This window comes from Caballeronia sp. SEWSISQ10-4 2, assembly GCF_030464885.1.
Lineage (GTDB): Bacteria > Pseudomonadota > Gammaproteobacteria > Burkholderiales > Burkholderiaceae > Caballeronia.
The window spans coordinates 1-26,141 of record NZ_JALPRJ010000097.1 but is presented as its reverse complement, the minus strand read 5'-3'; the positions used below and the strand labels follow the sequence as shown (position 1 = coordinate 26,141).

Below are 26,141 nucleotides of genomic sequence, written 5' to 3'. Positions count from 1 at the left end.
ACGAACACGCTTCGCCCCCAACGCTCTCGGGCAAGCACCGCACCCCACGGACCATCACGGTCTCACCTGTTTTTCTTTCCTCATTTTCTGGTGGTTTGGCTACGTGATCTGCCTAGCTATTTTCATGGGTGCTTGTTCGCGGATATCGAAAGCCGGGATCCATGAAAGGCCCCTGCGCGACGCACGCCCGCGATCAAGCCGGTACGCCACGCGTCGCGCAATAACTTCGGCTAGCTCGACCCTTCCGGAAAGTCGGCTCCAATAGTCGTCTTCTCCCACACATCGAAATCGTGCGTCAGCGAAGCAACTTTCTTGCGCGCCAGTTCAAGCGCAGTCTTGCCAAGCAACAGACGCAATGGCGGATTATCGGAGAGCGCAGCATCGATGATCGCCTGCGCCGCACGCACCGGATCGCCCGCCTGATTGCCGCTACGTGCCGCAGTCTGCCTGCGGCGTTCGCCCGCTGTCTCCTCGTAAGCATCAAGACGCGTAGCCGACTGCTTGATCGACGGCCCCGCCCAGTTGGTGCGGAACGGTCCGGGCTCAACCACCAGCACGTCAATACCCAGCGGTTTCACTTCGATAGCCAGCGACTCCGAGATGCCTTCCACCGCATATTTGGTACCGTGGTAGTAGCCCGTGGCAGCGAAACTCGTGATCCCGCCTATCGACGAAATGTTCACGATGATGCCGCTTTTCTGCGCGCGCATGATGGGCAGCACAACCTTCGTCATGTCAACCAGACCGAACACGTTGGTCTCGAACATCGCCCGCACAGCGTCATCTTCACCTTCCTCAATTGCGGCAAGATAACCGTAACCAGCGTTGTTCACGAGCGCATCGATACGCCCAAAATGTTTCTGCGACCGCGCAACAACATCGGCGATCTGGTTGCGGTCAGTAACGTCAAGTTGCAGCACGAGCGCACGGTCCTTGTGGCCTTCGGCCAGGTCCGCGAGCTTCGACGGATCACGGGCCGTCACCACCGCGCGCCAGCCACGTTCCAGCACGAGTTTCGCCAGTTCACGGCCAAAGCCAGTCGAGCAGCCAGTGATAAGCCACACGGGATTGTCTCGATTCATCATGGAAAGCTCCTGTCTATCCATCAGAAAGTCAGTTGTATTGATGCGTCGGAATAAGGTGGGTTTGTTGCAGGCCGATGCGTCAGGGTTGCTTCGCTAAAATCATGCCCACATGGAAATTCCCGCTAAAGCTTACTCGCGATACGCGATTCGAGCACAACGCGGCCAAGCGCCAAGCAAGCGGGCTTCTTATTACGTCACGATCGGCGACGGTTACGTCGAATACCTTGGGAGTTTTTTAATCCCGGGTTCGGCAAAGGTCCAGACCACGCGCCAAAATCCTCTTGATTATCCAAGCATCACAGACGCCGATGATTCGATCAAATGCACATAACGTCATCTTCATAAACAAGACGGTCAAGCTTACTGTTAAATCAAAACCACGGTATCTCTTGCCGTCTAATAATTGCGCCGCAACCCGCGTTACATCCCACGGCCCGTTGCCTCAAGACTTGGCGCCGCGCTAGGCCTTGCACGCTTGCATGCATGTAAATCCGGACACCTCATTGCAAGTTAACCAAATCACGCTAATACCGTGATCTATGTCTCACATGTCTGGCATTTTGGCGGACACACGGTATTTGTATCTTCCACGATGCTTATAACGGTTGATCATTCAAATAGCCCGATTCCAATCAGCAACAAATTCTCGATTAAGGATCTGGACGACAAAAGAATGGAAATTTTTCCTTGTACACTGGTCTTTGTCGATGTCGATGCAACGGCCAGTCCCAATAGCACGAGTAAAGATCCGCTGTCCTACGCCCGCCAGGCGCTTTGTTTAAACAAGACCCTGCTTCATGCAGGCATGCCCCGGCTCAACGTCTTCACGAACGCCCCGGACGCGGTCAATGCATGCTTTTCCGCCGTGCCGGAAGAGCGGCGTCCACTCGTTCACACACTCCTCACCAGCATCAACGTCCCAAGGAACACAGCTTTCTACGGAGCGCATTTCAAGCTCGACCTGCTGGAACAAGTAGCCAACATGCTCTCGCCCGACACGCTGCTACTGCTGCTCGATAGCGACATTGTCGCCATCCGTCCTTTGGGCGAGGAGTTGCTCAAGCTCTGTGCCGACGCCGGAGTCGGCGCGTTCGATATCTCGGATCAAGTGTTTCCCGCTTATGGCAGCGCCAACGTCATCAAGGATCTTGAGATCGTAGCCGGCAAGCATCTGCTCAATCCACGCTGGTATGGCGGCGAGTTCCTCCTCAGCACACCCACGTTCCTCAAGACACTGGTGCCGCGTGCACGCGCGCACTGCGAGCATTATGTCGACGAGATCGAGCACCTGCAGCATCATGGCGACGAATCGTTTATGTCCGCCGCGCTCAACACGCTCGCCGACGAAGGGCAGCAGATCGTGGAGCTGGGCGCGTACCAGGCCATCGGCCGGCACTGGACTGGCAACACGCATCGCGACCTTCGATGGTTCCAGCACTGCTGCTTCGTCCATTTGCCCGATGGCAAGGCGTTGATCGAACGAGAGTCGCGTTATCCCGGTTTCAACCCGAACCGCTTCTGGCGTGCGGTGACGACGGCGCACCTTCTCAACCGCGCGCGCTTCGGAATCAAGCTGTGTTTCGAAGCGACGTCGATCGGGCCGCAACTGCGCAAGATGATCGTCCCGGGCAAGCCCGCGGCGTCGAAGGCCGAACCCGGTTCGGAGCCGGACTCACCAGCGCCCGGCCCCATCAGCGCGTTGCGCGCAGACCGTCGCGTGAACGAAAAGAGCGACGAGCCCGTGTCCTGAACTAGCGATGCCTGAGGCAAAACCGCCGTCATGCCGCCGCGCCCGCCACCATTGAAGCCGTAAGCAACGCCTGCGTATAGGGATGCGCAGGCGCTCGCAGGATGTCCATCGTGTCGCCGATCTCCACGATCTGCCCCGCCTTCATCACGGCCACCCTGTGCGCCATCGCGCGCATCACAGCAAGGTCGTGCGTGATGAACAGATAACTCAGCGTGTACTTTTTCTGCAGCCGCGTGAGCAGGTTGAGCACCTGTTGCTGTATCGACACATCGAGCGCACTGGTGGGTTCATCGAGCACGAGCAATTCCGGCTCTACCGCAAGCGCTCTCGCAATCGCGATACGTTGCCTCTGGCCACCGGAAAACTCGTGCGGATAACGCGACAGGACGTCGGCCGGCATACCAACTTCATCGAGCAGCGCCACCACGCGCTGACGACGCGCGACCGCCGTCACCTCCGGCCGATGCAACGCGATCCCTTCACCCACGATCTGCTCGATCGTCATGCGCGGCGACAACGATCCGTACGGGTCCTGGAACACGACCTGCAGCCGTGACGACACCATGCGCCGCGAGTTCGCACTTTTGAGCGCGGACAAAGGCTGTCCATCGATATGAATCAACCCCTCCGACGGCCGCTGCAATCCCAGGATTGCAGCGGCAAGCGTGGACTTTCCCGATCCGGATTCGCCCACTACGCCGAGTGTTTCGCCGCGTCGCAGTGTGATGTCGACGTCCTGCAAAGCGCGGAACGAAGACTTCGAAAACGCGGACCGCCAGCCCTTCATCGAGGTCCGGTAATCGACCGACAAACCCTGCACCTCGAGCAGTCGCCGCGCATTCGAAGCGATCGGATCGATAGCACGTTCAGGCTCGCTGTTCAGCAGGCGGCACGTGTAGGGATGCTGAGGATTCGAGAACAATTCCGCGGTCGTATTGGTCTCAACCAGCACGCCCTTCTCCATCACCGCCACGCGCTGTGCAAAACGCTTCACCAGATTCAGGTCGTGCGTGATCAGCAACACCGCCATGCCTCGCTCAGCCGCTTCCTGCTCCTGCAGGCCAATCAGTAACTCCACTATCTGCTGGCGCACAGTCACGTCAAGCGCTGTAGTCGGTTCATCGGCGAGGAGCAGGCACGGGCGGCATGCCAGCGCCATCGCGATCATCGCGCGTTGCCGCTGACCGCCCGAAAGTTGATGAGGAAAGCTATCAATGCGCCGTTCCGGTTCAGGAATTCCGGTGCGCCGCAACAATTCAATGCCGCGTTCGCGTGCCGCGTTGGGCCGCAAACCTTCGTGAAGACGCAGGCTCTCCGCAATCTGCTTACCGATAGTAAATAGCGGATTGAGCGCAGTCATCGGTTCCTGGAAGACCATCGCGACGTCGCGGCCGCGGATGCCGCGCATCTGCTGCTCAGTCTTTTGCAAGAGGTCCTCGCCGTCCAGCAGGATGCGCCCCGTCTGGCGGGCCTGATCCGCGAGACCGAGAATCGAAAGCGCCGTGACGCTCTTGCCCGACCCCGATTCACCGACCAGCGCCACGCGTTCGCCGCGCGCGATCGAGAGATTCAGGTCCTGCACGACAGTCTTGTCGCCGAAACCGATCGACAAACCGTCGAGTTGCAATAGAGGGCGCGTCACTTCTGTGCGCCTCCGAATGCGGAACCGCGCGTACGCGTATCGAGCGCAGTGCGTAACGCGTCGCCCATGAATGTTAGCAGCAACAAGGTGACCACGAGTCCGCCAAACGCCGCGCCGGAGATCCACCACGCGTCGAGATTGTTTTTGCCCTCGGCAAGCAATTCGCCGAGGCTCGGTGTCGGTGCGGGCACGCCAAGCCCCAGGAAGTCCAGACTGGTCAGCGCGAGGATCGCCGCGCTCATGCGGAACGGCAGGAACGTGATCACCGGGGTGAGGCTGTTGGGTAACACGTGACGCCACATGATCTGCCAGTTCGACAAACCCATCGTGCGTGCCGCGCGTACATAGTCTAGCGAACGGTTGCGCAGGAACTCGGCGCGCACGTAGTCCGACAGCGTGAGCCATCCGAAGGCCGAGAGCAGGATGAAGAGCAGCCACAAGGTCGGTTCGAAGATCGACGCGAAGATGATCAGCAGATAAAGATCTGGCATCGAACTCCAGATCTCGATGAGGCGTTGCCCGATCAAGTCGGTGCGTCCGCCATAAAACCCCTGCACGGCGCCCGTCAGGACGCCCAGGAAGACGCCGGAGACCGTAAGCGCAAGCGCCATGAGGACAGAGAGCCGGAAGCCGTACAGCAGGCGCGAAAACACGTCGCGGCCGAACTGGTCGGTGCCGATCCAGTTGGCGGCCGAGGGCGGCGCGGGATTGGGCTTGGTCGCGAAATAGTCGACCGTGTCGTAGTGAAAATGATTGGGCGGATAGATCGCGAAATTGCCCTTCGATTCCAGCCGGTCGCGAATATACGGATCGAGATAGTTCGCGCGCGCCGGGAAATCGCCGCCGAATACCTTCTCCGAATAGTCCGTCACGATCGGGAAATAATAGTGTCCTTCGTAGCGGATCAGGAGCGGCTCGTCGTTCGCCAGCACCTCGCCCAGCAGGCTGATGACGAACAACGCCACGAACACGATCGTGCTCCAATAGCCTAAGCGCTGCGCCTTGAAACGCAGCCACACGCGCCGGCCGGGCGACTCCGACGGCGGCGGAACGGGTGCGCTCGCTGGCGCGCCGCTTACGGACACGCTTTCGGGCACATTCACACGCTCATCGGTCCAGCCGGTCGAACTGGATACGGGGGTCGACAAGGACATAACAGACGTCCGCAATGAGTTTGGTCACGAGACCAATCAGGGTGAACAGATAAAGCGAACCGAGCACGACGGGATAGTCGCGCCGGATCACCGAGTCATAGGAAAGCTGGCCCATGCCATCGAGTGAAAACAGCGTCTCGATCAGCAGGTTGCCGTTGAGGAACGCGCCGACAAATGCCGCCGGCAAGCCCGTCAGGAGCGGAATCATCGCGTTGTGCAGGACGTGCTTCCAGAGCACATCGCGTTGCGGCGCGCCCTTCGCACGTGCGGTCAGCACGTATTGCCGGCTGATCTCCTCGAGGAACGTGTTCTTCGTCAGGATCGTGACGATCGCAAAGTTGCCGACCACCGAAGCCGTCACCGGCAGCGCGATGTGCCACAAATAGTCGAGCACCTTGCCCGCGATACTGAGCTGGTCGAAGTCGTCGGAGGTAAGGCCGCGCATGGGGAATACCTGCCACATCGTGCCGCCGCCGAACAGCATGAGCAGCAGCACGCCGAGCACGAAACCCGGAATGGCGTAGCCGGAGAGGACGAGGACACTCGTGGCCGTGTCGAAGCGGGAACCGTTGCGCACTGCCTTGGAAATACCCAGCGGCACCGCGATGAGATAGGTCAGCAGCACGGTCCAGAGGCCCAGCGTGATGGAGACCGGCAGCTTCGAACGGATCACGGCCCAGACACTCTGATGCTGGTAATACGACTGGCCCAGATTGAAACTCGCATAGTTCTTGAGCATGCTCGCGTAGCGCACCAGCGGCGGTTTGTCGAAGCCGAATTGCTTCTTCAACTGTTCGACCTGCTGCGGATCGACACCCTGAGCGCCGTGATACCCCCCGCTACTGCCACCCTCGCCGCCCTGGTTTCCACCGTGGCGCATCTGGACCAGGATCTGCTCGACCGGACCGCCCGGCACGAACTGGGTCACCACGAAGGTAAGCGTGACCACGCCGATCAGCGTGGGGATCATCAGCAACAGGCGTCTGAGGATATAGGCGGCCATGTCGACCTCAGTGTGTTTGCGCGACGGTGGCCGACGAAACCGGCTTCACGAACCAGTAATCGATCAGCCAGTCCTCGGCATAGTAGGAATGCGGCAAGACCTGCGGAAAACCCATGCGCGCCCGATAACCCACTCGCGTGTTCGGTGTGTAGTACTCCGGCACGATGTAATATCCGTTGATCAGGATGCGATCTAGCGCGCGCGTGGCGGTCTGGAGATCGCTTAGCGTCTGCGCTTTCAACGCAGCGTCGATCATGGCGTCGGCGGCTTTTGAACGGATGCCCGGGTAATTCTCCGAGCCGGTCTGCGATGCAGCCGCGCTACCGAAACGGCGCGTCAGTTCACCGCCCGGAATAGTGACCGGCCCGTAGATATACGTGGTCATGTCAAAGTCGAATGCGTCCATGCGTTTTTCGTACAACGCGCTGTCGAGTTCGCGCAGGTGCGCCTGTATGCCGAGTGTTTGCAACTGTTCGACATACGGCAAGATGACCTTGTCCATTCCGGGTTGATCGTCCATGACTTCGATGGTCATCGGCGTGCCGTTTGCATCACGCAATGCTCCGTCACGATACGTCCAGCCCGCTTCGTTCAGGAGCGCCTGGGCTTCGCGCAAATTGGCGCGCAACGAATGCGGCGGGATGGTGTCCGGTGGCTTCAGCATCGGGCCGAATACGGCTGCCGGGAGTGCCGAACGGTACGGCTCGAGCAGCGTCAGCTCCTTCGCATCGGGCATGTCCTGCGCACCGAACGGACTGTCTTGGAAGTAGCTGCCCGTGCGCCGGTATTGACCATAGAAAGTCAGTCGGTTAAGCCAGTCGTAATCGAAGGCGAGCGTCAGCGCGTGACGGACGCGAATGTCCGCGAACTGCGGCTTGCGCGTGTTGAAGAACATCCCTTGCATCTGCGCTGGCCCATCGGGGAACTCACCTTTCTTAAGCGAGCCGTTGGTGAAGTTCCTGCCCACATACTTGCGCGCCCATGTCAATGACGAATACTCCACACGCATATCGGTGTGACCCGCCTTGAAGTCTTCGAGCGACGTGTAGTGATCGGTGAAGAGCCGGAAGGTGATGCGCCGGAAGCGGTACATGCCACGCCGCGAAGGCAGATTAGCGGCCCAGTAGTCGGGATTGCGCCGATACGTAATCTGCTTGTCGTTCTTGCGCTGCTCGATCAGATAAGGACCGCTTGCAACGGGCGGCACGTCCGAGATCTGATCGAACGATGGCCGTGTTCCATCCGCTTTCATGCCCCACTTCGGCGAGAAAACCGGCAGGTCGCCTGCTATCAGCGGTCCATCGCGACGCGCTTCCCTGAAGTCGAAGCGCACCGTCAGGCGATCGATCACACTCGCCCGGCTGATGTTGGCGAACTGCGAGTTGTAGATCGGCGAGACCTGATGGCTCGCGAGCGTGTCGAATGAATACTTCACGTCGGCGGCGGTGATCGGATCGCCATTCGAAAACCGTGCCTTGGGATTGATATGGAACGTCGCCGACTTGCCATCCTGGGCCACTTCCACGTCATCGGCAATCAACGGATACTCCGACGCCAGTTCGTCCCAGCTTCGCTGCATCAAAGTATCGAACATCAGATTCTTCAAGTCGGGTGCCGGTGCGCCGCGAACCAGAAAGGGGTTCATCGAATCGTAGCTCTGCAGTTCATCGTAGTTCTGGAAATTCATGTCGCCGTCATTCGGCGCGTCCGGGTCCGCATAGTCGAAATGCGTGAAGTTCGCCGGATACTTCGGCTCGTCGTATTGTGCGATGGACGGTCCGGCGAAGGCTTGTGACGCAGAGAGCGATGTAACGAGCAGTGCGGCAAACCCCAGCGTGATAAAGCCCTTATTCATCGTCGCTTGCCGCCGTTGTCTTGAACGAGAACTGCACCTCACCAATGTACGGCTCCGGATTCTTCTCGCATTTATATCCCTTGCCGGCAGCTATCACGGCCTCGTTGAATACCGACGTGGGCGGCGTTACGCGGACGATCTGCACATCGCCGACCTGGCCATCCGCGCCGATCGACAAGCGCGCGACCACGGTCGCCGAGATACCCTGCTCCAGCGCGCGCCGCGGGATCTGGGGCTGAACCGACTGGCAATGGCCACGGCCGTCGACCACACCATGCAACCGCGGCGCCGGCGCGGGCGCGGCGCCTGTCGCGGCAACGGGTGTAGACGGAGCGGCGTTCGCAGGCGCAGTCGCCAGGGCCGGCGCGTTCGGCGCGGGATTGGCTGCCGCCGGGATGTTCGCTTCCTTCGGCGCGGGAGCGGGCTTGGCGGGCGGCGGTTTAGGCGTTGGCAAAGGCTTCGGCTTGACCCGTGTGGGCTTCGGCTTTTCTGTGGGCTCGGGCGCAGGCGGCGGTTCGATCTTCTTGACCTCAGGCGGAGGCGGTGGTGGCGGAGGCGCCATCGTCACGCGCATCTCCTTGGGCGGCGTTGGCACCGGTGCGAAATTCACGTGGGCCAGGCCGTAGACCAGCAGCACCGTCACCACCAGCGCAGCCGCGATAAACACACCCATCGGCATCGGCCGATGCTCCGAATGCGCCGACGCCCACAACGCGCCTTTCAGGGGATTATGCGGATCGTTCATGACCAAACCTGCAAATTGAAACGGGCGCGTGTCTCGATACGAAGACGCCGCGTGGGATCTTGGCCACGCGTTCGGAAAACGCGATACGAGCTTAGTTCGATTAACGAACGAAGTTCGATACGATCAGCGTGGCTGTCGCACATTCGAATGACTCCGGCGGCCGCAGCGTTCAGTGCTTGATGATGTACATGTCTTCGCTGCGGTAGTGGTCCATCGGATTTTTCGTCGAATATCCGCCCACATAACTCTTCACCAGCCGCACCAGGGTGTATTGCAGCAGCGGCAGCATCGGGTAATCTTCCATCGCCACCTTGCCCGCTTCGGTCTGCAATTTCTGGCGTATCGCCGGGTCCGTTGAACCGGACGCCTGGCGCATCAGCGCATCGGCTTTGGCGTTGCACGCCTGGTTGTCGTTTTGCTCCGAGCCGCATTGGACCAGCGTGAGGAAGGTGCTCGCGTCGTTGTAATCCGCCACCCAGCCGTTGCGTGCGATCTGATAGTCGCCGTCGTGCCGCTTCTTGAGCAGCACCTTGAATTCCATGGTCTGAATCTCGGTATCCAGGCCCAGTTTCGTCTTCCATTCGGACGCCGCGAAGATCGCCATCTTCTTGTGGTATTCACTGGTGTTGGTGGCGAACTGAAGCTTGGTGCCGGGTTTCACGCCCGCCTCGGCCAACAGTTTTTTCGCTTCCTCCACACGCTTCGCCATCGGCCAAGAAGCCCAGTCGTACGCACTGACATCGGCGCCCTTCACACCCTTCACGATCACGCCATACGCCGGTATCTGGCCGTCGGCGGTCACGCGTTGCGCGAGGATGTCCCGGTCGATGACCATGGAAAGCGCCTGGCGAACGCGCACGTCCTTCAACAGCGGATCTTTGTTGTTAAACGAGTAATAACGCAGGCCGAGCATGGGCGCCGCGCGCATCTCGTTCGGATACTGCTGCTTGTAGCGGGCGTAGGTGCCCGAGGGAAGCTGGTAGACCCAGTCGTTGCCGCCGGACTCATACAGCTTCACGTCGGTGTTTTCATCTTCCACCGGCAGGTACGTGACCTGGTTCAGTTGCACGTACGCGGCGTTCCAGTACTGCGGGTTCTTGACGAGCACCAGACGGTTGTTCACCTGCCAGTCCTTCAGCATGAACGCGCCGTTACTGACCAGCTTGCCGGGTTTGGTCCAGTCCTTGCCGTATTTTTCGACGGCCGTCTTGTTCACTGGCCCAAGGTTCGTATTCGACATCAGGTCCGGCAGGAACGGCACCGGATATGGCGTCTTCACCTCGACGGTATACGGGTCAGGCGCGCTCACGCCCAGCGACGCCACCGGTTTCTTGCCCGTGACAATATCCGCTCCGTTCAGCAGGAACATGCCGTAAGTGGTCGCATACGGCGATGCGGTTTTCGGATCGACAAGCCGCTGGCATCCATAGACGAAATCGGCGGCAACGACCGGCTCGCCGTTGGACCACTTCGCATTCTTTCGCAGATGAAAGACCCACGTGGTGGGGTCCTTCATTTCCCACTTCTCCGCAACACCGGGGACGGTCTCTCCGTCGGCTCGCGTCGCGGTCAGTCCTTCGAACAGATCGCGCGTGACCGTGTTGGCCGGCACCGATTCGGCCACGGTCGGGTCAAGCGTCTCGACTTCCGTGCCGTTGTTGCGCACCAGTTCCTGCTTCGCGGCGAGTTGCACACCGGGTGGAACGATAGCCGCCTGGACTACGCCGGCAAGCAGGAGGCCACTCAAGGCGAGCGCCGCCGATGCACCGCGAAGACGGGCTGCAGGATAAGGAAATGGTGCGAAAAACATCTGGAAACTCCTGGTATTCGTTACTTCCGCGCTCGGCGGTTACTGCGGCCTTCGGCGCGTCGTGCTGCACGCGACCAGAGTCGCGCCACGCGCTCAGGCGTCGAAGGATTGCCTCGGGGATTCGGGATTCAACAAGATGAAACCACGCCGGTCAAGCGCGACGGCGATCACGTCCGGCGTATCGAACCGCCCGGACATCTCGCCGTCGCGCTTGCATGTCACTCGTCGTCGCTCCCCGCGCTCGTCTTGAACGAAAACACCACCTCGCCAACATACGCTTCGGCGTTCTTTTCGCACTTGTACGACTTACCGGCGGTCGTGACGGCCTCATTGAAGACCGACGTGGGTGGCGTGGTCCTGACGATATTCACCGCGCCCACGCTGCCGTCCGGATTGATCGACAGACGGGCGACGACCTCGGCAGAGATCCCCTGCTCCAGGGCCTTGCGCGGAATCACCGGTTGCACCGACTGGCAGTGTCCGCGTCCGTCCACCACGCCGTGGAGCGCAGGAGGCGCCACCGGCGCGGCGCCGGCTGCGGCCACCGGTGGACCTGGAGGCGAGTTCGACGGCGTGGTCGCCACGGCAGGCGCGTTGGCGGCCGGATTCGCGGCCGCCGGTATCTGCGCTTCCTTCGGCACCGCGGCAGGTTTCGCCGGCGGTGGTTTAGGCGTCGGCAACGGCTTCGGATCGATCTTCTTCGCCACCGGCTTTTGCGGCGTGGGTGCGGGCGGCGGCTCCAGCTTCTTGACCTCGGGCGGCGGAGGCGGCGGTGGCGGCGGCGCCATCCGCACGCGCAGTTCTTTCGGGGGAGGCGGCGCGTCCGGCGTGAAGTTTACATGCGAGATCCCGGCGATCAACAGCAACTCGACCAGGAGCGCCGCGCCGACCGCGAGCTTCATCGACACCTTGCCGTCGCGCGTGGCGCCCTTCGACGCCCATAGCGCCCCCTCCAGAGGCACGCGAGGCGTGCTGACTAGATGTACTGGAGCGTTCATGTTGTTGGATTCGTCGCCAGCGCCACCGAACTGATGCCTGCCGCGCGCACCAGGTCCATGACATGAATGATGTTCTTGTAGCTCGTGCCTTCGTCGCCCGAGATGGCGACGTCGACCTTCTTCGAATCGCCCACGAGACCCTTCAGGTGCGTGGTAAGTTCATCGGGCGTGATGGGCTTGGCATCGAGGTAAAGCTCATCGGTCTTCGTCACGCCGATGGATACCTTGATGGTCTGCTGCAACTGCTCGGCAGTGCTCGACTGCGGCAGGTCCAGCTTGATGCCTGCGCCTTGAATCATCTTGAGTGTGGCCAGCATGAAGAAGACCAGCAGGAACATCATGATGTCGATCATCGGGATGATCTCGATGCGTGCCTTCTCTTCCGCGCCCAGGTAATGACTGCGGTGATTTCTACTCATCTCAAACCTCTTCTGTTTCAATGCAACGGTCAGGCCTGATTCAACCCGCTTCGACCTTCTTAAAGCCGCCGGGGATACAAACTCACGCGGCGATTTCAGGCCGGATGTCCGCGGCGCGGCGAACCGGTGCGGAGAAGCGCGAGACCAGCAACGACTTGATCAAGTCGAACTGATTGACCGTCATGCGGATACGCTTGTTGAAGTAGTTGAGGAAGATCACGCAGATGATGGCGATGACCAGGCCGCACGCGGTCGCGGTCAGCGCATGGCCGATGCCGCCTGTCACGCCGTTCGGATTCGCCGTACCGCTCGAGCCGAGCACGTTGAACGACTCCACCATGCCGATGATCGTACCGAGCAGACCGAGCAGCGGTCCGAGCGTGACGGCCGTATCGAGCACCCACAGGTTACGGTCGAGACGCGGCATCTGGAACATGATCGCTTCTTCCACTTCGCGTTCCACCACGGCTTCGTCGCGGCCGCTGACCTTGATGGCGGTCTTCACGAGTTCAGCCTGTACCGTCGACTCGTAGTGCTTGACCAGTTTGGCGGCGTCTTCCGGGTGATTGGCCTTCAGGAGCTTCAGATCGTGCTCGATGGTCTTGCCTGCGCGCACGGCTCTCGCGAAGAAGACCAGCCGTTCGATGATGACGGCCATACCGATCAGGAAGATGACTGCCAGGAGGGGGATGAGGCCCATCGACTGGACCGAGTAGTTAATCAGGGTATTCAGCACTGCGGACTCCGGTTAGGACAAAAGACGCTAATCATTTTGTGGATGACAGTATTTCTTTCGGCGGTCAGCTTCGGATTCGAAGGCGACCGTAAAAGCGCGAGCAACTAAGCAACGGTTATGCCAAGCGTTATTTCCCTGATCGCGGCTTCGAAGCCTTAAACCCATATGGCGCTTTGATCTTACGTCACATTTCCATGCTAAAAATAGTTGCTCCCCTGTGTGGATGAGGTTCGTGCAAGATTCTCATATCAATATCACGCGCTCCAGAGGGTGCCAAAGAACTTCTGCTTCGATGAATATCGATATAAACCCATTTTCTGTGCACCCGGTATTAGGTCTGGTGCGAAAGAAAGGCTAATGTAATAAATATCAGGTTCTGTTGTCGCGTTAAACAGCAGCGTTGGAGGATCCTAATTCCGACCTTTCGTCAGCAGACGCAATGCCCCTATGGAAAAGACTTTGCGCAAGGGTATTACAAAAACGCATTGATTATGTTTATACTGTGCACTCGCACCGGGATAATAGAAAAAAGGTGCTTTCAGATCGTAATGCACATCAACAGGCCTTCAGCGCCCTTTCAAGGTGCAGGTATTGCACCAAATTGATTAGACGAATACCTCTAACTCGCGATAGATACAACGATTACAAAAAATAAAATGTGCTAATCCGAGTTAAAATGCATTTCCGGTACGGCTTTAAAATTGTCCATTTAATAAAAAATTAAAAATCATTCATTTCAAATCCTTACTTCATAAATAAATAGCTGCATCCGTTTTTTCGGCTTATCTCCTTCTCTCAATTGGCATAACTCATGCTCAGGTGCTGCCGCTTCATCAACGGCGCCTTTCAACACGATTGAGATCGCGCCTTGACTGACGATGCCCGATCGGCGTTATCGGCGTTTAGCGCCTCCGCATAAAACGCGTCGAAAAGCATCGTATGACCGGTCCGTGCAACACACACGAACCGGCCGGGTTGATTCGATCAAAAAATGCTCAACGACAAGAGGGAGAGCACGTGAAACAGAAGAGATTGGTAACGGCGATCAAGGGCATCATTGGCGCCGAACTCGTGCTGAGCGCCGCATTCATTCCGATGGCGCACGCACAAACCACCGACCAGAGCGGCACAGGCGGCACCGCGGGAACATCCGCCACATCGGCCGCGGCACCGGCCGCTGCGGCCAGCTCCGTGGCTCCGACCAAGCTTGAAAAAGTCGAAGTCACGGGCTCGCTGATCCGCACCTCGGACAAGGTCGGCAACACTGAAGTCCAGACGGTGACCGCTAAGGAAATCGAACAAAGCGGTTATACGACGGTGGCGGACTTCCTGCGCGGCGTGTCGGCAAACGCCGCCAGTAGCTGGTCGCAATCGACCATGAACAGCACCGCGCCTGGCGGCGCCGGCATCGCATTGCGAGGTCTCTCCGAGAAGTACACGCTGGTGCTCGTGGATGGCCAGCGCGTGGCGAACTATGCGCAGGCAGTGAACTTCACCGACACCTTCTTCGACATCAACACGATCCCGCTGAACACCATCGACCGGATCGAAATCGTGAAGACCGGTGCGGTCTCGGAATACGGGTCGGACGCGATCGCGGGCGTGGTCAACATCATCACGAAGAAGAACTTCCAGGGCCTGCAAATCGACGGCCAGGTCGGCAAGGCGCAGCATCCCGGCGACGCTCAAGGCAGCTTCAGCGTACTCGGCGGCTTCGGCGACCTGAACGCGGACCGCTACAACATCACGGCTTCGGCCAGCTGGTACCGCGACTCGGGCTCGACGCTCGCGGACCGCGACATGACGAGCAGCCAGGACTTCACACGCTTCGGCGGCAACAACGCGCCGGCCGGCAACAACCAGCAAACCTTCTGGACCCAGCCAAACGGCACCAATATCCCGTTTAACCCGTGCCCGCCAAACACCACGACGAGCCGCACGGGCGGCACCTCGTGTACCTACAACACGGCCCACGACTACTCGCTGATGCCGTCGACAACGCGCCTGAACGCCAAGGTGCGCGGCACGTTCAAGATCAACGACGACATGCAGGCGTATGCCGAATTCTGGGGCAGCCGCGACGAGACTGTGCAATACAGCGGCCTCACCTCGGCTAGCAGCTTGTCGAACGTGTACAACCCGGCGACCAACACCATCTCGCCGCTCAACCGCGTAATGCCGGCGTCCAATCCGTTCAACCCGTTTGGCGTCGCCACGCCGATGACCTACACCTTCCCGACTTCGGGAACGGGCGTGGATACGGTATCGACGTTCTGGAAGGCATCGACGGGCGTGAAAGGGTCGTTCACCACGCCGAAGCTGGGCGACTGGGACTGGTCCGTGGACGCGGGTCATTCGCAAAGCACGGTGGACAGCCACTTCTACAACTCGCTGAACGTCGCTGGCTTCGAGAACGCGCTGCAAAACGGGACCTACGACTTCGTCAACCCCGGCAACACGCCAAACGGCCTCGCCGGCATGTTCACGGACGACTACCAACAAGCTATCTCGAAGATGGATTCGGTGTCGGCCAAGACGTCGACATCAAACCTCTTCACGTTGCCCACGGGCGACGTCGGCCTGGGTCTCGGCACCGAGTTCCGTCACGAGAGCTCCGTCATCAACCCGCGGACGTATTCGTCGCTGGGCATCGTCGCCCCCGCGCAGATCCAGACGGTGCAGGGCTCGCGCAACGTGGCAGCGGCCTTCTACCAGGTCGATATCCCGATCCTCCGCACGCTGACGTTCACGCAGTCCGGCCGTTACGACCACTACAGCGACTTTGGAGGTGCTTTCTCGCCGAACTTCGCGTTGCGCTTTCAGCCAGTGCAGATGCTGACGACGTACGCGTCTTACAGCCGCGGTTTCCGGGCGCCGACGCTGGTTGAAAACGCGCAGGCTTCATACACGGGTCACCAGAACCTGACCGACCCGTTCGATCCGCGCGGCCCGACCAAGTCGTTCACGACCGAGTTCACCAACGGCAATCCGAACCTTCAGCCTGAACACACAAAGAACTACAACATCGGATTCCAGTTGTCACCGGATGCGACTACGGATATTGGCGCTGGCTTCTACAAGGTTCGCATTGACGGCGTGATCGGCACGGAAGATCCTGTGGCGGAACTCGCTGCGAACAATCCGAGCCAGGTGATTCGTAACCCGGACGGCACGTTGCGCTATATCACGTCGCAGTTCATGAACCTCGGCGCACTCGATACCGACGGCTTCGACTTCAACTGGCGCAAGTCAGTGGGCACGCCTGTGGGTTCGTTCACGCTGTCGGGTGACTGGACCTACGTGTGGCACTTCAAGCTGCATAGCGCAGGTTCGCCGACGGTCGATTTCGCCGGCAACAATTTGGCGTTGAACCAGCCGTTCGGTGCATCGAATCCGCGCTGGAAGGGCAACACCGACCTGACATGGGGCTACCACAACTTCACGACCACCCTGACCTGGCAGTACACCGGTCCGTACACCAACGCGATCGCCGACATAAATGGCGACACTCCCTTATCGGTAGCGTCGTACAGCCAGTTCAACCTGTTCACGAGCTATCGCGGCTTCAAGAACTGGACGATCTACGCCGGCATCAACAACCTGTTTGACAAGAAACCGCCGTTCGACGCGGAATGGACGTCGGGTGCGGACCTGACCGGTTATGACCAGTCGCTGTACACCAACGTGGGCCGCTTCTTCCAGATCGGTGCGCAGTATCGTTTCAAGTAGGCTTTAGTTTGTCAGCTTGAACCTGTCCGGGACACGGAGTTTTTCGTGTCCCGGACAGTGCGTTTACGGAGCCACGACGTTGAAACAACATTCGGATGCCGAAGCATACTTACAAGACTTTCACCGACGACGGGGTTGATTGGGGTGGTCCATGCCAAATTACTGGTTTAGGGTTGGCGGCCGGGGGTGATGCCCCCCCCCGCAACCAATCCCGTCCGCTCTTATCCGCCACACCTAAGTCGGATTCGGACAAGCAACTCTGTGCGAGGTTCTATATAGCGTGATGCGGGCGAATGCAAGTGTCGCCGATATGCATCAATGCGGTCTACAAAACATACCGGGGTACTAACTTCTGAATTAATTGCACTATTCTTATACGAACGATCCGGCCGCATCATGGTGCCGGCATCGACACTTGCCCGGGGGGTTCGGCATGAACCTGTTATCTTTTCGCACGCCTGTCCTTTACGCGGCTTGCCTTCGCTGCGGCAACGCGCTGACTCACGGCGAAGAAGAATGCCCGCATTGCGGCACGAATCAGTCGCGTGAAATGCGTGCACTGAACTCCGTGGGCTTCAATAACAGCAGCGTCATGCTGATGCCGGGGCGCATGCTCGTGCCGTATCCGAGCGTGCCCGAGGAAGTCGACGCGGCAATGAATATAGCGCGTGCACGCGCCCGGATCGCCAGGCGCGTGGCGTTCGGCGTGGCGAGCGGCGGGCTGCTCGCCATAGCGCTCGCGCTGACTTATGCCCCTGGCCTGAGATCGCCGATGGTTCAGCGGCTGGCTGCACTACCGGAGCCCGCGAAGACGCCCGCCTTCGTTCCGGTAGCACCTGAGAATGCCGCTGTGCCGGCAAGCACGACGACCGTCGTTGCGGCGGCAATCCCGGCAAGCACGACAACTACCATTGCAGCAGCAACCCAGGCGAGCACGACAACTACCATTGCAGCAGCAACCCAGGCGAGCACGACCACGGTGATTGCGGCAGCGAATCCCGTGAGCTCGATCACTGCGGCACCGAATCCCGCAATGGCGATGATCGCGACGATCACGAGGAACGTAACGAATGCCATTGCCTCCATGCGCACGGCAAGTTCAACGGTCGCACTGAACCCGGCTACCGGACCGGTTTCAAAAGGTTCCACGAACCCATCCGGCCCGATGACCGCGACGACCACGCCAAGCCCGGTAACGGCAACAGCTTCGAAGAGCGCAACTCCCGTCACGACCGCGCAAACCCCGGTAACAACAGCGCCATCGAAGAACACAACGCCCGTCGCAACCGCGCAAACCCCGGTAGCAGCACCGCCAAAGAGCCCAACGCCCGCGACAACTGTCACGATCGCGCAGAACACAATCACCGCACCGGCCCAGAAGAGCGCCACCACCGCGCCGAGCCCAACGCCTGTAACCCACACACCGCCCTCACCCGCCGCAGTCAAGCTCGCCGCCATACCGCCCGCGCCCAGCCCTGCCGCCATCGCCGATGTCCCTCTCGCAAGCCACGCGCCGCAGCCGTCCACGCCCGTTGTAAAGGAATTGCCGAAGCTGTCGTTACCACCCGTCTCGCCGGTCGTTGCCACGGAGCGTCCGCCCTTGGGCAGCCCGGGAGAAAGCCTCTACTTCACACGCCTTGCATTGGCCACGGGCGATTTGAGCGCCGCGCGCAAGAACCTGGCCAACGTGCCCGCGAATCAGGCCAATAGCCCCGGTGTGCAGGGGCTCCGCGACGACCTGGCCCAACGCGAAGCTGCACGCGATGCCGCGATGCAACACGCCCGTGCATGCGACGCGACAGCTTCATGGCGATGCGCACGGCGCTATGCGAAGGACGCGCTTGCCATCGATTCGAGCTATACCGACTCACGCGCGTTTCTCAGGCATGTCGCTATCAAAGTAGCCGAGGCAAAGAAGGCCGCCGAAGGCGCGGCGGCTCAGACAGCGGCCACCACGCCAAGCGCTGTCACTCGTCCAGCGCCGCTCCGCGAGGCCGAACTGGTCCCGCGCACAGCTACGGCCACGGTTGCAAGTACGGGTAGCACGTCGACAACGAGCAGCAGCGGACCGCACATGATTGCGAATCCGCCCACACGCGCGCCTCTTGCACCGCGCGTGACTCGTGAAACCCACGATGCTCACGAAACCCGCGTGGTACAAGAGGCGCGGGACCCCATCGCGGCATTCCAGTACGCTCAGACTGCAGACGTGGCGTCGCCGGAGCCCAAGGCGCTCGACAACAATGCGCCGCTTCGCCCGGCCGGTCGCGGCGAAGCACATTGAATGCATCAAGGCTTGAAGCGGAGACGGGTCCGGCGCCGCTTCAAGCAACAACCGCTACCCCGCACTCACTGCCCGTTCGCCTTGTCTTGTGCTTTGCGCAAGTTATCCGGGTAGTCGTTACGATCCGCCGCCGGGTTATACCCGTTCTTCTCCAACTGCCCCAGTTCGGCCGAATTCTTCGCGCGCGCGGCTTTTCTCTCGGCCTTGCGTTGTGCTTTCTGCGCCTGTTCGGACGTCAACGCCGGCGTCGACGGTGGTGCGGCCGGCGTTGCATCCGCGCTTTGAGCAAATGAATCAGGAGTCGCGCCCAGCACTATGCCGAGCGAGGCCAGGACGGTGATCGAACGAACCCGAGCGCATGACATGGCACCCGCCTCCTGTAAGAAGCAGGCCCGTCGATCCGAGTCACCCGCGTCGGCACTGCGCCAGGTCTGCTACGAATTCAATCGCGCCGCGGCACGTTCAACTATTGCTGTGCGCTGAGCACGCCCCGCTTCGCCGCGATTCCACACCAGATCCACTACCGCCTTCGGTGCGGTATCGGGCGTACCTGAATTAAATGGCGGAGCGGGCGCATATTCCAGTTGAAGTTGAATTGCCTGCGCTTCTGTTTCGCCGATCAAACCGGTGAGAAGCGTCAGCGCAAAATCGATGCCTGCCGTCACACCGCCGCCCGTCATCAGATTGCCGTCCTGAACCACGCGCTCTTTCACGGGAATTGCCCCGAACCGTTCGAGCAAATGATGGAACGCCCAGTGCGTGGTCGCGCGCCGGCCGCGCAGCAAACCGGCCGCTCCGAGGACCAGTGAACCGGTGCAGACCGACGTGACGAAGCGCGCCTTCCCCGCTTGGCGCTTGATGAAATCGAGCGCGGCGTCGTCCTCCATCAAGTCGCCGACGCCCACCCCACCCGGCACGCACAACACGTCGAGCGCGGGGCAATCGGCGAACGTGATGGTGGGCGTCAACATCAGGCCACTGCTCGCCTTGACCGGATCGAGGGTGTTTGAAATCAGGTGAACGGTTGCGCCCGGGACCATCGCGAAGACGTCGTGCGGGCCGGTCAGGTCGAGTTGCTGGACGCGCGGAAATACCAGGAAACCGATATGCAATGTCATGGTGATGGCCTTAAAAGGAAGTAGACGTGCCGACGATACCCCGCTACGCTTTGGCGTAATCGTCAATCAACCCTCGTTTCACGCCAATCGAGTCATGAACCATGAATGACGCGCCTCGCCGTATCGATATCCTGGCGTTTCCAGATGTCCAGTTGCTCGACGTTTCCGGGCCGCTTCAGGTTTTCGCGTCCGCCAACGAACTCTCCCTGGCAAGCGGCGCAAGCGCGCCCTATGCGGCGCGTGTGGTTGCCACGACCGCGGGGGAAATCCAGAGCACCGCGGGTCTCGGCTTGTTCGCCCAGCCCTTGCCGACTGCGGACCAGGCGACGGATACGCTGATCATCGCGGGCGGACGCGGCGTGCATGCGGCATCGGAAAATGCGGCGCAAGTGGCCTGGGTCAGGGAGCGCGCGTCGCAGTGCCGGCGAGTGGCATCGGTGTGCACGGGCGCGTTTCTGCTCGCGGCCGCCGGCTTGCTCGACGAGCGCCGCGCGGTCACGCACTGGGCGCATTGCGAACAACTCGGGCACCGTTATCCGGCCGTCCGCGTCGATGCCGCACCCATTTTTATTCGCGACGGCTCGGTGTGGACATCGGCGGGCGTAACCGCCGGCATCGATCTCGCGCTCGCACTGGTGGAGGACGATCTCGGGCGCGCGCTCGCGCTCGACGTGGCACGCGAACTGGTGGTGTTCCTGAAGCGGCCGGGCGGCCAGGCGCAGTTCAGCGCGACGCTGTCGCTGCAAAAAGCGGGTGACCGCTTCGGAGATCTGCACGCGTGGATAGCGGAAAACATGGCAGCCGAGCTGTCGATCGCGACACTGGCCGAACGCGCCGGCATGAGCGAGCGCAGCTTCGTGCGGCACTATCGTGCGCAAACGGGGGTCACGCCGGCGCGCGCCATCGATCAATTGCGCCTGGAAGCAGCGCGCCGCCTGCTGGGCGATACGTTGTTTCCGGTCAAGCGCGTGGCCGCGCGTTGCGGGTTCGGATCGGAGGAAACCATGCGGCGCAGCTTCCTGCGTTCAACGGGGGTCACACCGCAGGCTTACCGCGAACGTTTCTCGGCAGGCGGCCACGGCGAAAGCGATGGTGAGTCCCACCACGGGACACCCACGCACGACTAGCGGCTACGGCAACGCATCAACCTAGTTCAGCACGCCCGTTCGAGCGTTTGTGGATGCGAAAGACTTATTCTTTCGCGATAATGCTGCATTGCAGCTCCGCCAAAAATCCACAATTTTTCCAAAATGTCCATTATCGATGTCCCCAATGACCCGTTCACGCGCGTGATCGCGCCCTATGGAGCGGGTCCCGCCGAACTCGCGCTCGCCATCGGCGGCCTGGCTATCGGCACGGGCGAATTCGCGTCCATGACGATCCTGCCCGTCATCGCGAATGGCCTCGATACATCGCTGCCCACCATGGGCCACATCATCAGCGCGTATGCGCTCGGTGTGGTGATCGGTGCACCGCTCATCACCATTTTCTTCGCGAAGATTCCGCGCCGCGCGATGTTGATCGGCCTGATGCTGATGTTCGCCTTCGGCAATTTGCTGAGCGCGCTCGCGCCGAATTACCCCATGCTGCTGATCGCGCGCTTTATTTCCGGCGTGCCGCATGGCGCGTATTTCGGGGTAGCGGCTTTGACGGCGGCGTCGCTCGTGCCGCCTGACCGGCGAGCGCGAGCAGTGGGCCGCGTGATGCTGGGCCTGACAATCGCCAATATTTTTGGCGTGCCGCTTGCAACCTGGCTCGGGCAATGGCTCGGCTGGCGTGCGGATTTCCTGCTGGTCGGCACACTCGGCATTCTTACGATGATTGGCGTGCGCATCTTTCTCCCACCTATTCACGCAGGCGGCGCCACGCCGCGGCGCGAGCTCGGCGTGTTCAGGCGCTTGCAGGTCTGGCTGACGCTGTCGGTGATCGCGGTCGGCTTCGGCGGCCTGTTTGCGGTGTACACCTACATCACGCCGACGCTGCTTAACGTGACCCACGTGGCGCCCTGGCGCGTACCGCTGCTGCTCGGCGCGCTGGGTGTCGGCATGACGGCGGGCAGCCTGATCGGCGGCGTGCTGGCTGACAAGTCGCGGCTCTGGACCATCTTCGGCATGCTGATCTGGAACGCCGCCGCGCTGGCTGCTTTTGCGTATTCTTCGGCGAACGAATGGACCGCGACGCTCAACCTGTTCGCGATGGGACTCGGCATCGCCGTGGTGCCGGCCGTGCAGACGCGCCTGATGGATGTGGCCGGCGACGCGCAGACCGTGGCCGCCGCGCTCAATCATTCGGCCTTCAACATTGCGAACGCCCTGGGTGCGTGGGCGGGCGGTGTAGTGGTCGCGATGGGCTTCGGACTCGAGGCGACGGGCTGGACGGGTGCGCTGCTCGCGTGCGGTGGTATCGTGCTGCTGGGTGTTTCCGTCGCGGTGGAGCAGCGTTCGATAGCGTCGGGACCCGCGACGGTATGCGGTTCGTCGGGCGCATGAAAGGTGCTTCTCACGCGTTGCACCCAAGACGCCCGGTAAGGGTGAAACGGGTGGATTGCTTACGCAAAGCCCTCAAGCCCCAAGCTGCGCTGCCGTTATAACAATCAGGCGCGTACGCGCGCACAAACGAAGGAGCGGGCTCGTTTCAATCCCTCCTGTGTCAGGATGAATGGTCAATAGCATCGACATCGAACGAGATTGAATCAGGAGCCGGGGCATCCTTCGGCTCGGAGCACCGATGAACGTCCCCGCAAACCATGCCAGGCCGACAGCCGACGACAGCAGCGATGAAACCGCTGCGGGCGTCGCACGCGCGTCCGTTGAACCGGCGAGGTGGACGGTTACGGACAGTGCCGTCGACGTGCTGTTGCGCAATGCCCGCGCGCAAGTCGATACCAACGCCTGGGCGTGGTATCAGGTCGGCGAGGACCTGCATCTGGCGGCCCAGGGCGACGCGGCAGAAGAGTGGCCCGCCCTGCTCACCGCTGACACCTTCCACGCCTTTTGCACGACCCACCGCCTGTGTCTCTGGCCGACGGGCAGCGGCGAAAGCATCCTGGGCTGGCTGCTCGCGCCCGCCACCCACGCGGGAAGTCCTACGCTTGCCAACCTCGCCCGCAGCTTGGGCGAAGCCTTGCAAACCGACGCCTTGGCACGCGCGCAAAACATCCAGCGCGTGCTTTATGAAATCGCTTATCTCGCCAGTTCCATGCGCGAACGATCGGCGTTCCTGCTCGGCGTGCATCAGCAACTCGCCACGCTCATCGACGCAGAAAACTTCTATCTCGCGCTTTACGACCCATCGAGCGGCAGGATCACGTACCCGTATTACGTCGATGTGATCGATACCTACGCGCGCGAAACAGCGGCCTACGACACACTCGATCTGTCGCGGCTGTCACTGACCGGGCAAGTGCTGACCACGGGCCAGCCGCTTCTCATCGACTCCGCCGGCATCCTCGCCGCCGAGCAGGAAGGCCGTTTCTATTGCGTGGGCGATCGCCCGGAATTCTGGATGGGCGCGCCGCTCAAGAATGCGTCCGACGAAGTCTTCGGCATGATCGCCATGCAGGTCTACGACATCTCGCGCCTCTACAGCGTGGAGGATCGCGCGCTTTTCCTGGTCGTCGCCCGGCACGTGGCCATGGCGCTCGACCGGATCCTGCATCGCGCCGATCTGGAAGAAACGGTATCGCGCCGGACTGCTGAGTTATCCGAACTGAACCAGGCGTTGCGGCAGGAGATTGCGGAGCGCAAGCGTGCCGAACATCTGCAGGGCGCGTTGTTCCAGATCGCCGAGCTGTCGAGCCGCCACGGCGACATGATGGAGTTTTTCCGCAGCCTGCATGGCATTGTCGGCGAGTTGCTGTATGCGCAAAACTTCTACATCGCGCTGGTCGACAGCACGACGGAAACGGTGTCCTTCCCGTATTACGTCGATGAACTGCTGAACACTCATCCCACGCCTCGATGCAACCGGCGCGGCCTGACAGAGTACGTGATCAGGCAGCGCCGTCCGTGTCTGATCGATCTCGCCGAAGCTACGCGGCTGGTAGATACGGGTGAGATCGAACGCGCGGGCGAAAGCATCAAGCTGCGCTCGTGGCTGGGCATTCCGCTCTTCGACGGCGATGTCGTGCGTGGCGTGCTCGCCGTGCAAAGCTATTCCACGCAGGTGCGTTACTCGTTGCGCGACCAGGAACTGCTGACGTTCGTGTCGCGCCATATCGATACCGCCCTCTCACGACGCAGCGCCGCCGAAGCACTGCATGCGGCCAACCTGGAACTCGAGGAACGCGTGCAGAACCGCACCCGCGAACTCGACGAGGCCAACGCGCGGCTGCAGCACGAGAATTCGCACGACGCGCTGACCGGCCTGCCGAATCGCAGCCACTTGTTGCAGCGGCTGCAGGAAGCGTGGCTCGATCATCACGGTGAAGGTCAGCAACTGGCCGTGATGTTTATCGATCTCGACCGCTTCAAGGTGGTGAACGATAGCCTTGGCCATCATTTCGGCGACCTGCTGCTGGTGCAGGCCGCGGCCCGCTTGCGTAGCTGCCTGCGCGACAACGATCTGCTTGCGCGCCTCGGCGGCGATGAGTTCGCCGTGCTGTCGCCGGGTGCGCCGCTGGATGCCGCAGTGGCTATCGCGGAACGGATCCTGGCGGCGTTCGACCTGCCGTTCCATATAGACGACCACGTGGTGTTTTCGTCGTGCAGCATCGGCATCGTGAGTCCGGACAGCCAGTTTCATAACGAGCCAGCCGATCTGCTGCGTGACGCCGATACCGCGATGTACCGCGTGAAGAACGGTGGCCGCGATAGTTTCGTCGTGTTCAATCATGCGCTGCGGCGCGAGGTGTCGGATCAGGTCGAACGCGAAGGAGCGCTGCGTAATGCGCTCAAACGCGACGACGAACTGGTGCCGTACTTTCAGCCTATCGTCTGCGTGAACAGCGGCCAGCTCGTGGCGCTGGAAGCGTTGATCCGCTGGCGTCAGCCCGACGGCAGCGTGATCGGGCCGGGGCAATTCCTTCCGGCGGTGGAAGGCTTGCGTCTGATCGGGCGGCTCGATCTCTACATGCTCACGCGCGTCGCGGCCATTCTCGCGAAGCCGGAGCACGCGGACTGGCCGCCGGTGCATGTGAACTGTTCGAGCTACAGCATGACGCGCCCGGAATTCGCCGACGACGTCCTCGCCCTGCTCGCGCGCCATGGCGTCGCGCCGTCGCGGATCTGCCTCGAGCTCACTGAAGGCGCGCTTGTCGCCGAGCCCGATCTTGCAAGGCGTTCGATGCAGCGTCTCGCCGACCACGGCATGTCGGTCGTGCTCGATGACTTCGGCGCGGGATTTTCGTCGCTGAGTTATGTGCATCAGTACCGCTTCAGCGGGCTGAAAATCGACCAGTCGTTCATCTTCGAACTGACCACCAGTCCACGCAGCAGGGCGATCGTACGGGCAATCGTGCGAATGGCGGAGTCGCTGGACCTGACGCTCGTCGCCGAAGGCGTGGAGGACGCTGAAACGCTGGCGGCGCTGCGCGAGATGGGCGCCGCGCAAGCGCAAGGTTATTACTTCGCCGAGCCGATGCCGCTGGAAGAACTCCTGCTGACCACCCTTGCGCCCCGCTTGCAGGTGCTGGCGCAAGAGCCTTGAGAGAGGGAGTTGGACGGGGTTCGCTGGCGCTCGTGGGGCGGGGTTGGTTGGGGTTGGGGTTGGGGTTGGGTTGCACGGGGTTTTGGGGCGTAGTGGTCGGGGGCGATGCTGGGCTGCTGCTTAGGCCTGCGGTCGGTTTAAGTTAGTTATTCTATTTATCACTATTA

The 26,141-nt window shown here is 60.9% G+C and carries 21 protein-coding genes; 6 read left to right on the top strand and 15 right to left on the bottom strand.

Going from position 1 to position 26,141, the window contains the following annotated elements; all coding sequences use genetic code 11:
• Window positions 1-230 precede the first annotated feature (230 nt).
• Window positions 231-1,085: an oxidoreductase gene (locus tag M0D69_RS38020; RefSeq protein WP_301786958.1), complete on the bottom strand. Its 855-nt coding sequence runs from the start codon at window positions 1,083-1,085 to the stop codon at window positions 231-233.
• A gap of 673 nt (window positions 1,086-1,758) precedes the next feature.
• Here M0D69_RS38020 and M0D69_RS38015 point away from each other — a divergent pair.
• A complete protein-coding gene (locus M0D69_RS38015; RefSeq protein WP_301786957.1) occupies window positions 1,759-2,835 on the top strand; it encodes a hypothetical protein in 1,077 nt (358 codons plus the stop codon).
• Between the two features lie 28 nt (window positions 2,836-2,863).
• Here the strand turns inward: M0D69_RS38015 and M0D69_RS38010 are convergent, their stop codons facing one another.
• The 10 genes from M0D69_RS38010 to M0D69_RS37965 all read right to left on the bottom strand — a co-directional run bounded on the left by M0D69_RS38010 (window position 2,864) and on the right by M0D69_RS37965 (window position 13,197).
• Window positions 2,864-4,477: an ABC transporter ATP-binding protein gene (locus M0D69_RS38010; protein ID WP_301786956.1), complete on the bottom strand. Its 1,614-nt coding sequence runs from the start codon at window positions 4,475-4,477 to the stop codon at window positions 2,864-2,866.
• Entirely contained in the window at window positions 4,474-5,631 is a 1,158-nt protein-coding gene (locus M0D69_RS38005) for an ABC transporter permease (protein WP_301786955.1), read from the bottom strand. The genes M0D69_RS38010 and M0D69_RS38005 overlap by 4 nt, the downstream gene beginning before the upstream one ends.
• Entirely contained in the window at window positions 5,585-6,634 is a 1,050-nt protein-coding gene (locus M0D69_RS38000) for a microcin C ABC transporter permease YejB (protein ID WP_301786954.1), read from the bottom strand. Before M0D69_RS38000 ends, M0D69_RS38005 begins: the two co-directional genes overlap by 47 nt.
• A gap of 7 nt (window positions 6,635-6,641) precedes the next feature.
• Window positions 6,642-8,489, bottom strand: a complete 1,848-nt coding sequence (locus tag M0D69_RS37995) for an extracellular solute-binding protein (protein ID WP_301786953.1) — start codon at window positions 8,487-8,489, stop codon at window positions 6,642-6,644.
• Complete coding sequence (locus M0D69_RS37990) at window positions 8,482-9,234, bottom strand: TonB family protein (protein WP_301786952.1); 753 nt, start codon at window positions 9,232-9,234, stop codon at window positions 8,482-8,484. Before M0D69_RS37990 ends, M0D69_RS37995 begins: the two co-directional genes overlap by 8 nt.
• A gap of 169 nt (window positions 9,235-9,403) precedes the next feature.
• A complete protein-coding gene (locus M0D69_RS37985) occupies window positions 9,404-11,044 on the bottom strand; it encodes a peptide ABC transporter substrate-binding protein (RefSeq protein WP_301786951.1) in 1,641 nt (546 codons plus the stop codon).
• Between the two features lie 93 nt (window positions 11,045-11,137).
• Window positions 11,138-11,266, bottom strand: a complete 129-nt coding sequence (locus tag M0D69_RS37980) for a hypothetical protein (RefSeq protein WP_301786950.1) — start codon at window positions 11,264-11,266, stop codon at window positions 11,138-11,140.
• Window positions 11,263-12,042, bottom strand: coding sequence for an energy transducer TonB (locus M0D69_RS37975; RefSeq protein WP_301786949.1), 780 nt, complete (start codon window positions 12,040-12,042; stop codon window positions 11,263-11,265). The genes M0D69_RS37980 and M0D69_RS37975 overlap by 4 nt, the downstream gene beginning before the upstream one ends.
• Window positions 12,039-12,461, bottom strand: a complete 423-nt coding sequence (locus M0D69_RS37970; RefSeq protein WP_122179384.1) for a biopolymer transporter ExbD — start codon at window positions 12,459-12,461, stop codon at window positions 12,039-12,041. Before M0D69_RS37970 ends, M0D69_RS37975 begins: the two co-directional genes overlap by 4 nt.
• Window positions 12,462-12,543: 82 nt before the next feature.
• Window positions 12,544-13,197, bottom strand: coding sequence for a MotA/TolQ/ExbB proton channel family protein (locus M0D69_RS37965; protein WP_301786948.1), 654 nt, complete (start codon window positions 13,195-13,197; stop codon window positions 12,544-12,546).
• Between the two features lie 1,017 nt (window positions 13,198-14,214).
• Between M0D69_RS37965 and M0D69_RS37960 the strand changes: the two genes are divergently transcribed.
• Window positions 14,215-16,926 (top strand): TonB-dependent siderophore receptor, encoded by a 2,712-nt coding sequence (locus M0D69_RS37960; RefSeq protein WP_301786947.1) that lies wholly within the window; start codon window positions 14,215-14,217, stop codon window positions 16,924-16,926.
• 537 nt (window positions 16,927-17,463) lie between these two features.
• Here M0D69_RS37960 and M0D69_RS37955 read toward each other — a convergent pair.
• Both M0D69_RS37955 and M0D69_RS37950 read right to left on the bottom strand, forming a co-directional pair.
• Window positions 17,464-17,658, bottom strand: coding sequence for a hypothetical protein (locus M0D69_RS37955; RefSeq protein ID WP_301786946.1), 195 nt, complete (start codon window positions 17,656-17,658; stop codon window positions 17,464-17,466).
• A gap of 45 nt (window positions 17,659-17,703) precedes the next feature.
• Window positions 17,704-18,513 carry a hypothetical protein gene (locus M0D69_RS37950; RefSeq protein ID WP_301786945.1) on the bottom strand — a complete coding sequence of 270 codons (810 nt, stop codon included), beginning with the start codon at window positions 18,511-18,513 and terminating at the stop codon, window positions 17,704-17,706.
• 13 nt (window positions 18,514-18,526) lie between these two features.
• Here M0D69_RS37950 and M0D69_RS37945 point away from each other — a divergent pair, with 13 nt between their 5' ends.
• Complete coding sequence (locus M0D69_RS37945) at window positions 18,527-19,210, top strand: hypothetical protein (protein ID WP_301786944.1); 684 nt, start codon at window positions 18,527-18,529, stop codon at window positions 19,208-19,210.
• 65 nt (window positions 19,211-19,275) lie between these two features.
• Here M0D69_RS37945 and M0D69_RS37940 read toward each other — a convergent pair whose 3' ends face one another.
• Together M0D69_RS37940 and M0D69_RS37935 are read right to left on the bottom strand one after the other, a co-directional pair.
• On the bottom strand, window positions 19,276-19,575 hold the full coding sequence (locus tag M0D69_RS37940; protein WP_301786943.1) for a DUF4148 domain-containing protein: 300 nt from the start codon (window positions 19,573-19,575) through the stop codon (window positions 19,276-19,278).
• 69 nt (window positions 19,576-19,644) lie between these two features.
• Window positions 19,645-20,328, bottom strand: a complete 684-nt coding sequence (locus tag M0D69_RS37935; RefSeq protein WP_301786942.1) for a DJ-1/PfpI family protein — start codon at window positions 20,326-20,328, stop codon at window positions 19,645-19,647.
• Window positions 20,329-20,429: 101 nt separating this feature from the next.
• On the opposite strand from M0D69_RS37935, the gene M0D69_RS37930 reads away from it, so the two are divergent.
• The 3 genes from M0D69_RS37930 to M0D69_RS37920 all read left to right on the top strand — a co-directional run bounded on the left by M0D69_RS37930 (window position 20,430) and on the right by M0D69_RS37920 (window position 25,974).
• Window positions 20,430-21,455 (top strand): GlxA family transcriptional regulator, encoded by a 1,026-nt coding sequence (locus M0D69_RS37930; RefSeq protein ID WP_301786941.1) that lies wholly within the window; start codon window positions 20,430-20,432, stop codon window positions 21,453-21,455.
• Between the two features lie 123 nt (window positions 21,456-21,578).
• Window positions 21,579-22,817 (top strand): MFS transporter, encoded by a 1,239-nt coding sequence (locus M0D69_RS37925; RefSeq protein WP_301786940.1) that lies wholly within the window; start codon window positions 21,579-21,581, stop codon window positions 22,815-22,817.
• A 238-nt stretch (window positions 22,818-23,055) separates the two neighbouring features.
• Window positions 23,056-25,974 carry an EAL domain-containing protein gene (locus M0D69_RS37920; RefSeq protein WP_301786939.1) on the top strand — a complete coding sequence of 973 codons (2,919 nt, stop codon included), beginning with the start codon at window positions 23,056-23,058 and terminating at the stop codon, window positions 25,972-25,974.
• Window positions 25,975-26,141 lie beyond the last annotated feature (167 nt).

Coding starts and splice junctions, on each gene's coding strand:
- M0D69_RS38020 (WP_301786958.1), bottom strand. CDS start 1,085: ATGATGAATCGAGACAATCCCGTGTGGCTTATCACTGGCTGCTCGACT.
- M0D69_RS38015 (WP_301786957.1), top strand. CDS start 1,759: ATGGAAATTTTTCCTTGTACACTGGTCTTTGTCGATGTCGATGCAACG.
- M0D69_RS38005 (WP_301786955.1), bottom strand. CDS start 5,631: ATGTCCTTGTCGACCCCCGTATCCAGTTCGACCGGCTGGACCGATGAG.
- M0D69_RS38000 (WP_301786954.1), bottom strand. CDS start 6,634: ATGGCCGCCTATATCCTCAGACGCCTGTTGCTGATGATCCCCACGCTG.
- M0D69_RS37995 (WP_301786953.1), bottom strand. CDS start 8,489: ATGAATAAGGGCTTTATCACGCTGGGGTTTGCCGCACTGCTCGTTACA.
- M0D69_RS37990 (WP_301786952.1), bottom strand. CDS start 9,234: ATGAACGATCCGCATAATCCCCTGAAAGGCGCGTTGTGGGCGTCGGCG.
- M0D69_RS37985 (WP_301786951.1), bottom strand. CDS start 11,044: ATGTTTTTCGCACCATTTCCTTATCCTGCAGCCCGTCTTCGCGGTGCA.
- M0D69_RS37975 (WP_301786949.1), bottom strand. CDS start 12,042: ATGAACGCTCCAGTACATCTAGTCAGCACGCCTCGCGTGCCTCTGGAG.
- M0D69_RS37970 (WP_122179384.1), bottom strand. CDS start 12,461: ATGAGTAGAAATCACCGCAGTCATTACCTGGGCGCGGAAGAGAAGGCA.
- M0D69_RS37955 (WP_301786946.1), bottom strand. CDS start 17,658: ATGGCGAGCAGCCCGCCGCTCGCCACGCCGAACGCCACGCGCCTGGCG.
- M0D69_RS37940 (WP_301786943.1), bottom strand. CDS start 19,575: ATGTCATGCGCTCGGGTTCGTTCGATCACCGTCCTGGCCTCGCTCGGC.
- M0D69_RS37935 (WP_301786942.1), bottom strand. CDS start 20,328: ATGACATTGCATATCGGTTTCCTGGTATTTCCGCGCGTCCAGCAACTC.
- M0D69_RS37930 (WP_301786941.1), top strand. CDS start 20,430: ATGAATGACGCGCCTCGCCGTATCGATATCCTGGCGTTTCCAGATGTC.
- M0D69_RS37925 (WP_301786940.1), top strand. CDS start 21,579: ATGTCCATTATCGATGTCCCCAATGACCCGTTCACGCGCGTGATCGCG.
- M0D69_RS37920 (WP_301786939.1), top strand. CDS start 23,056: ATGAACGTCCCCGCAAACCATGCCAGGCCGACAGCCGACGACAGCAGC.